Annotated in this window: 9 protein-coding genes; all 9 read left to right on the plus strand. The window is 69.4% G+C overall.

Translation table 11 applies throughout. The annotated features are described in order from the left end of the window. On the plus strand, positions 1 to 729 hold a 729-nt coding region (locus HUU95_RS07730), incomplete at its 5' end, for an alanine racemase (RefSeq protein ID WP_174279590.1). A 10-nt stretch (positions 730 to 739) separates the two neighbouring features. Continuing rightward, positions 740 to 1,159, plus strand: coding sequence for a VOC family protein (locus tag HUU95_RS07735; protein ID WP_174279591.1), 420 nt, complete (start codon positions 740 to 742; stop codon positions 1,157 to 1,159). Positions 1,160 to 1,174: 15 nt separating this feature from the next. After that, on the plus strand, positions 1,175 to 1,477 hold the full coding sequence (locus HUU95_RS07740; protein ID WP_174279592.1) for a polyhydroxyalkanoic acid system family protein: 303 nt from the start codon (positions 1,175 to 1,177) through the stop codon (positions 1,475 to 1,477). Positions 1,478 to 1,560: 83 nt separating this feature from the next. Next, complete coding sequence (locus tag HUU95_RS07745) at positions 1,561 to 2,409, plus strand: aspartyl/asparaginyl beta-hydroxylase domain-containing protein (protein ID WP_254602677.1); 849 nt, start codon at positions 1,561 to 1,563, stop codon at positions 2,407 to 2,409. Between the two features lie 62 nt (positions 2,410 to 2,471). Next, positions 2,472 to 2,852 (plus strand): four helix bundle protein, encoded by a 381-nt coding sequence (locus HUU95_RS07750; RefSeq protein ID WP_302480101.1) that lies wholly within the window; start codon positions 2,472 to 2,474, stop codon positions 2,850 to 2,852. A gap of 72 nt (positions 2,853 to 2,924) precedes the next feature. After that, complete coding sequence (locus tag HUU95_RS07755) at positions 2,925 to 3,494, plus strand: NifU family protein (protein WP_174279594.1); 570 nt, start codon at positions 2,925 to 2,927, stop codon at positions 3,492 to 3,494. Positions 3,495 to 3,517: 23 nt separating this feature from the next. Beyond that, positions 3,518 to 4,111: a malonic semialdehyde reductase gene (locus HUU95_RS07760; RefSeq protein ID WP_174279595.1), complete on the plus strand. Its 594-nt coding sequence runs from the start codon at positions 3,518 to 3,520 to the stop codon at positions 4,109 to 4,111. Between the two features lie 133 nt (positions 4,112 to 4,244). Continuing rightward, complete coding sequence (gene tsaB / locus HUU95_RS07765) at positions 4,245 to 4,928, plus strand: tRNA (adenosine(37)-N6)-threonylcarbamoyltransferase complex dimerization subunit type 1 TsaB (protein WP_174279596.1); 684 nt, start codon at positions 4,245 to 4,247, stop codon at positions 4,926 to 4,928. Continuing rightward, on the plus strand, positions 4,928 to 5,212 hold a 285-nt coding region (locus HUU95_RS07770), incomplete at its 3' end, for a GNAT family N-acetyltransferase (RefSeq protein WP_174279597.1). The genes tsaB and HUU95_RS07770, both read left to right, overlap by 1 nt.

Consider the following 5,212-nt stretch of genomic DNA (forward strand, 5'->3'; position numbering starts at 1 on the left):
AACACGGCGGCGCAGGGCGCGCGGTGGCGCGGGGCGGGCGGGGGGCCGTGCGACGTCATGGTCGATACCGGCATCAACCGGCTGGGCGTGTCGCCGGACGAGGTGCGCGGCGGCCTGCTCGACGGGCTGGCGATCGACACGGTGATGAGCCACCTCGCCTGCGCCGACGAGGACAGCGCCACCAACGAGCGCCAGCGCGCCGCCTTTGCGGGGCTGGCGGACGCGGTCGGCGCGGCGCGGCGCAGCCTTGCTAATTCGGCGGGGATCGCGCTCGGGCCGGACTATCGGTTCGATCTCACCCGGCCGGGGCTGGCGCTCTACGGCGGCGTGCCGCGCCGCGAGTTCGGCCAATTGATCCGGCAAGTGGTGTACCCGCAGGCGCAGGTGCTCCAGGTCCGGTCGGTGCCGGCGGGCGAGCGGGTGGGGTATAACGCCACCTGGACCGCGCCGGTGGACACGCGCGTCGCCGTCCTCAACATCGGCTATGCGGACGGCTATTGCCGAGGCTTCTCCGGCGTCGGCGAGGCCTGGGCCGGGGACGCGCGGCTGCCGGTGATCGGGCGCGTGTCGATGGACCTCGTCACGGTGGACGCGACGGCGGCGGACGTGGCGGAGGGTGACTGGGTGACGATCGGGTTCGACGTGGCGGTCGCGTCGGCGGCGTCGGGGATGTCGCCCTACGAGCTGTTGACCAGGCTCGGGCCTCGCTTCGACCGCGTTTGGGTGTAGAGGCGCCGTCATGTCGCTACGGCCGTTCCACCTCGCCTTTCCCGTCCACGACCTCGCCGCCGCGCGCGCCTTCTACGGCGGCACGATGGGCTGCGCGGAGGGTCGGTCGAGCGAGACGTGGATCGATTTCGACCTGTTCGGGCATCAGATCGTGGCGCATCTCGATCCCGCCGCGACGCCGGTCGCGGTCGCCAACGCGGTGGACGGCCACGACGTGCCGGTGCCGCATTTCGGCGTGGTGCTGACCCCGGCGCAGTGGGACGTGCTCGCCACCCGCGTCGCGGCGGCGGGCGTGGCGTTCGGCATCGCGCCGCATACCCGCTTCAGGGGGCAGGTCGGCGAACAGTCGACCATGTTCTTCCGCGACCCCAGCGGCAACGCGCTGGAGTTCAAGGCATTCGCGGACGACGGAATGCTGTTCGCGCGGTAAGGTGGTAGAGCAATCATGGCCCAACCGATCACGCTCGATCTTCCGCACTCGCTCGGCAAGGCGCGGGTGCGCGAGCGGCTGGACAGCCGGATCGGCCGGCTGGGCGACAGGATTCCCGGCGGCGCGCGGGTCGAGCATCGCTGGGACGGCGACACGCTGTTGTTCAGCGTCCATGCGATGGGCCAGGAGGTGAAGAGCAGCGTCACCGTGTTTGACACGCATGTCCATGCGGTGATCGACCTGCCGGGGTTGCTGGGGCTGTTCGCGGGGCCGATCCGCGCCGCGATCCAGCGCGAGGCGCCCAAGCTGCTGACCTGAGCCGCCGCCTTCACGCCCCGGCGCCTTTATTTCGTCTCAACTCGCGCCTAGGCGCGGCCGGGTTCCAACGGGTCGAGAATGACATGAGACTGGAGGCCGGGGTCGAGCCGCGATCGGCGACGACGGACGACGGCGCGGGGCCGCTGGTGCCCAGCCTGTCGGCCATCTCGGGCGCCCCCGCGCCCGGCGCGCCGATGCAGGCGGAGCGCGGCCGGCCGCTTATCATCCGGATCGGCAAGCACCTGCGCGGGGCGTTCGACCGGCTGATCGCGTCGGGCTCGCTGGTGCCCAACGATCCGGTGTTGGACGTGCGCGACTTCCCCTGGACGCAGCTGCTGCGCGATCACTGGACGACGATCCGCGACGAGGCGATCGCGGTGGCGCTGCGGGGGCAGGCGTCGCCGTCGCTCGCCACGATCTCGCCCGATCACCGCTCGATCGCGGAGGTCGACAAATGGCGATCGTTCTTCATCTGGGGCTATGGCTATCGTATCGACGACAACGCCGACCGTTGCCCGCGCACGGCGGCGCTGGTGGAGCGCATCCCCGGGCTGAACAGCGCGTTCTTCTCCATCCTGGCGCCCGGCACGCACATCCCCGATCATCGCGGCGTCACCAAGGGGATCATCACCACGCATCTGGGGCTGATCGTCCCCCGGGACGGCGACGTGCGCATGCGCGTCCACGACCGGGTCGTGCGCTGGGCGGAGGGCGAGACGTTGGTGTTCGACGACACCTATCACCACGAGGTCTGGAACGAGACGAGCGGCACCCGCGTGGTGCTGCTGCTCCACACCGAACGCCCGCTGCGCCAGCCGGGCAAGTGGTTCGCCGACCTGTTCATGGGCTTCGTCAAGCGCTCCGCCTTCGTGCAGGAAGCGCGGAACAACATCTCGAGCTGGAACGCGGCGGTGAAGCAGTTGGATGTGTGAGGAGGTGGGGGTTAGGCAATAGGCAATCGGCAATAGGCAATAGCAATAGGCAGGAGAGCTGGGTGACTTCTCGCGTCGCAAGCCATCGTGACCTGCTCGTTTGGCAGCGTGGGATGTTAATCGCCGAGCAGGTCTACCTCCTGACGCGCGGTTTCCCGCGTGATGAACTGTTCGGGTTGACGTCGCAGATGCGGCGGGCCGCCGTCTCCGTTCCGGCCAACATCGCCGAGGGCTATGGTCGAGGCACGCAGGCATCCTACCTCAGCTTTCTGCGCATCGCGCGGGGATCGCTGCTGGAACTCGAAACGCATCTGATCCTCGCGGCTCGCGTCGGCCTCGCGTCAGACACCGCCGTGGACGGCTTGGCGGCGGACATCGCCGAAGTGGGCCGCATGTTGCAGGCGCTGATCACCAAGGTGCGCGACACGCCGCCCGTCCGCTGACCTGTTGCCTATTGCCTATTGCCTCCCGGCATCTCCCTTGCACCTCTCGCCCCGCCGCGCCACATCAATCCCATGCTGATTGAAACCGAACCCACCCCCAATCCCGCGACGCTCAAGTTCCTGCCGGGGCGTACCATCATGGATTCCGGCACGCGCGATTTCGCGACGCCGGAGGAGGCGGAGGCGTCGCCGCTGGCCGACGCGCTGTTCGGGCTGGGCGATGTGACGGGGGTGTTCTTCGGGCGCGACTTCGTGTCGGTCACGGCGGGGCCGGGGGTGGACTGGCGCGCGCTGAAGCCGGACGTGCTGAGCCTGCTGCTCGACCATTTCAGCGCCGCCATGCCGCTGTTCCGGCCCGTCGCCGCGGGCTTCAGCGTGCCGAGCGAGCCGAGCTTCGCCGACGATCCCGCCGACGCGGACATCGTCGCGCAGATCAAGGAGCTGATCGACACGCGCGTGCGCCCGGCGGTGGCCAACGATGGCGGCGACATCGTCTATCGCGGGTTCGACAAGGGCAAGGTGTTCCTGCAGATGCAGGGCGCCTGCTCGGGCTGCCCGTCCTCGTCGGCGACGCTGAAGCAGGGCATCGAGCAGCTGTTGCGCTATTACGTGCCCGAGGTCAGCGAGGTCCGGGCCGTCTGAGCCACCACATCACGGGAGTAGACATGACCCAGCCGATCGACGACGCCGCGCTCGACCAGCTCTTCCGCACCGCGCGATCCTATAACGGCTACACCGACCAGCCCGTGTCGACCGATCAGCTCCACGCGGTGTGGGAGCTGATGAAATGGGGCCCGACCTCGGCCAACCAGATGCCGGCGCGGCTGGTCTGGTGCACCAGCGTGGAGGCGAAGGAGAAGCTGGCGGCCTGCTGTTCGGCGACCAACCAGCACAAGATCCTGGGCGCGCCGGTCAGCGTGATCATCGCGATGGATACCGAGTTCCACGAGGAGCTGCCCTGGCTGTTCCCCCATGTCGATGCCAAGGCGTGGTTCACCGGCAATGCGGAGCTGCGCCAGGCCTCGGCGTTCCGCAACTCGACGCTGCAGGGCGCGTATTTCATCATGGCGGCGCGAGCGGTGGGGCTCGATACCGGGCCGATGTCGGGCTTCGACGCGGGCGCGGTGGACAAGGCGTTCTTCGCCGACCAGTCATCGGTCCACACCAACTTCATCTCCACGCTGGGCGTGGGCGACCCGGCGAGCGTGCACGCGCGCCTGCCCCGGCCCGATTTCGACAAGTTCGGCCGGATCGCCTGAGCCCTTCGTCACCCCGAGCGACATCGCCCAGGGTTCCGGCGATGCGCAGCATCGTCGGAAGGGCGATGGAGGGTTGACCCGGAGCCCTGCTACCTCGACGGCGGGGAAGGCAGCATTGCGATGCAACGCCGGGATGACGAACAAAGCAACGCGGCGCCTCTCCTTGTCTCAACGCACCCTCGTCATCGACACCGCCACCGCCGCCTGTTCGGTCGCGCTGATCGAGGGTCGCGTGACGGTCGCGGCGATCCATGAGGAGGTTGGGCGCGGCCATGCCGAGCGTCTGATCCCGATGATCGCCGAACTCCCGGGCGGTGGCTGGGCGGATCGCATCTTGGTCGATGTAGGACCTGGCAGCTTCACCGGCATCCGCGTCGGCGTCGCGGCCGCGCGGGGGTTGGCGCTGGGCTGGGGCGTTCCCGTGACCGGCTATTCCGCGCTGGCGCTCATCGCCAACCAGATGTTCAGCGCGGCCGGCCTGGACGATGACGCCACGGTTGCCGTCGTGCTGGAGGGCGGGCATGGCGAGGTCTTCATGCAGACCTTCGCCGATGCCCCCTTTGCCGCGCTCGACGAGCTGGCGTCGTTGAAGCTGGCGGATGCGCTGGCGCGGATCGGCGACCGGCTGGCGTTCGGTCCGGGGCTGAAGCATCTGGTCGGGATGCGGCAGGCCCAGCTAGGTGCCGCCGTGCCGCCGCAGGCTTCTTGGGCCAAGCTGTTGCCGGAAGAGTTCACGCGATTACCGCCGCGCCCAATCTATGGTCGCGCGCCAGACGCGAAGCCTGTCCCGAGCCGCGCCGAGGGAACGCCCGCCTGATGGCGACGCGGTCGCTGACGCTCCGGGCGGGCGCCGCGCGCGACATCGATCTGGTCGAGCGTTTGATCTATTCAGGTTTCGATCCGCGCTTTGGCGAGGCCTGGACGCGCGGCCAGTGCCTGGGCGTGCTGGCGATGCCGGGCGTCCGCCTGCTGCTCGCCCATGCCGATGACGAGCCGGCGGGCTTCGCGCTGTCGCGCCAGGTGCTGGACGAGGTGGAGCTGCTGTTGATCGCGGTCGCGCCCGCGCAGCGGCGGCGCGGCGTTGGCCGGGCGCTGCTGCGC

The sequence above is a fragment of the Sphingomonas bacterium genome (genome assembly GCF_903643065.1).
Classification (GTDB): Bacteria; Pseudomonadota; Alphaproteobacteria; order Sphingomonadales; family Sphingomonadaceae; genus Sphingomonas.